This window comes from Streptomyces sp. NPDC058964 (genome assembly GCF_042741275.1).
In the GTDB taxonomy this organism is placed as follows: Bacteria; Actinomycetota; Actinomycetes; order Streptomycetales; family Streptomycetaceae; genus Streptomyces.
This window is the reverse complement of the sequence record NZ_JBHYKH010000961.1, coordinates 1-1441: the sequence shown is the minus strand read 5'-3', so window position 1 is coordinate 1441 and position 1441 is coordinate 1. Positions and strand designations below refer to the sequence as shown.

General features: G+C 74.1%; 1 protein-coding gene and 1 pseudogene. Both read right to left on the bottom strand.

The features are described 5' to 3' along the window. Nucleotides 1-605: pseudogene (locus ACFW2E_RS46840) on the bottom strand (hypothetical protein); the annotation flags it as partial. Beyond that, nucleotides 602-1441, bottom strand: an 840-nt coding sequence (locus ACFW2E_RS46835; RefSeq protein WP_384478261.1) for a hypothetical protein, incomplete at its 5' end; no start/stop codon positions are given. The gene ACFW2E_RS46835 and the pseudogene ACFW2E_RS46840, both read right to left, overlap by 4 nt.

Sequence of the window (1441 nt, the reverse complement as noted above, 5' to 3'; positions counted from 1 at the left end):
CCGCCCCCGCGCGGCAGCCTGGCCCCGAGCGAGATCTGCCGCCGCCCGTCCACCAGGAAGGCGCCGTGCTCTCCGGCCGACCACGCGCGGGTGAGCGCGTTGGTGAGCAGAGCCGGCAGGCGCTCTCCCTCCGGCTGCTGTACCTCCACCTGGGCGGGCAGATGCGCCGTGAGGTGGGCGGCGGCGCCGATCTGTTCCAGCTCGACGTCGGGCAGCAGATAGCCGTCGGCGTCCGGGACCAGGACGAAGGCCGCCGAGCCGTCGGCGATGACCCGCGCGACGGGCGGCACCGACGCGGCCGTGGACGGTGCCTGCGGTGCCGGATCCGGGACACCCGAATCCCCTTCCACGAAGCCGCCGTTGCCGGGGGTGCGGTTGAGGGGCTGGCCCGGCTGCAGCGGGACGCGCGGGCCCGGCGCGGGGGGCCGGTCCGCCGGTTCGGGCCCGTAGGGGGTGGTGTGCGGCGGTACGGACGCCTCCGCCCGCGCGGCCTGCTGCCGTGCCGAGGCGAGCGCCTCCCGGGCCTCCTCGGACAGCGCGCCCGGGTCCGGCAGATCTCCCCGGTCCGGGACCGCGAACGTGATGCGCAGCGCGCTGTTGCTCATGTCTCTCCCCCGTTTCGACGTTCGCCGTTGTGCCATTTGCGCATCAGGTCCTCGATGCCGGTCGTCCGCGCGGTGTCGTCCGGAGCCTCCTCGGTGCGCTCGTGGGCGCCGCCCGGGGGCCGCCGGATGACCGGTGGCCGGAAGGCGTCCTGGTCGAGCAGTGACTCGCGGGCGCCGTCGAAGTTGTCCCGGAACACCTGGAGCACCCTGCGCAGCAGACCGTGCAGTTGCGCGCCGACCTGGTCGGCGGCCGCGTCCGCGATCGCCGCGCGCATCTGCAGCACCGTGAGGGGATGGCGGCTGCGCTCGTCGGACTCGGTGTTGCCGTTGTCGCTCTCGGCGTGCCACGGCAGCGCGTGGCGGGGCTGCAACGGGAAGGCGTGTTCCGGTTCGGCGGCTGTCCCGTCGAGGAACGCGGGGGCCTTGGCGGTCACGTGCTGCACCAGGGAGTCCACGTCGAGGTCGTCCAGCAGGTCGTCGAGGATCTCCGGGCTCTGCAGCCGCCGGGTGTACAGGTCGTGCAGCAGCAGCGCCGACTCCTCGTCGGAGTCCAGCCATTCACGCAGGACGGCCACCTCGCCGGACCAGTAGCCGCGCCAGTCCTCCAGCCAGGCCTGCAGCCGCTCGAGGTCCAGGGCCCGCTGGTCGTCGAGGACCCGCTGGAACAACTGCTGGAAGACCGCGGTGTCGTCGGCGGACGGCCGCTGCCGGCGCCGGCGGCCGCGGCTCAGTTCGTCGGACTCCTGCGGCTGTCCGTGCGGCACCAGGTGGTCGGGGCTGCGGACGGCCCGCTGCAGCAACTGCTCCCACCAGTGGGAGCTGTAGACGGCCGTCCT